The organism is Rhodoplanes roseus (genome assembly GCF_003258865.1).
Lineage (GTDB): Bacteria > Pseudomonadota > Alphaproteobacteria > Rhizobiales > Xanthobacteraceae > Rhodoplanes > Rhodoplanes roseus.
Genome location: NZ_NPEX01000891.1, coordinates 1 through 258 on the forward strand (window position 1 = coordinate 1; position 258 = coordinate 258).

At 60.5% G+C, this 258-nt stretch carries 1 pseudogene; it reads right to left on the minus strand.

The window, feature by feature from the left end:
* Positions 1-258: pseudogene (locus tag CH341_RS35535) on the minus strand (hypothetical protein); the annotation flags it as partial.

A 258-nucleotide genomic window follows, 5' to 3' on the forward strand; every position in this document is an offset into this window, starting at 1 on the left:
CGTGTTCGGCGCGATGCGTGGGGATGTTACCGGCTGTGCCGGGCTTGCTCGGGGGCTATTCGTGATGCGTGTGTCGCTGACCGACAGACTGTTCGACATCGCGATAGCAAGCGGGCTGAATACTGAGTCGACCTCCGGGGTCCAGGCGAGCGAGAAGCCGCGAGTCTCGAACCGATCACGCTGGAAGCGTGTATAAAAGACCTTGCCGTGTGTCGTGCCGCTGATGATGAAGAAGCTGGGCTTGATCGTCGAGTAGCC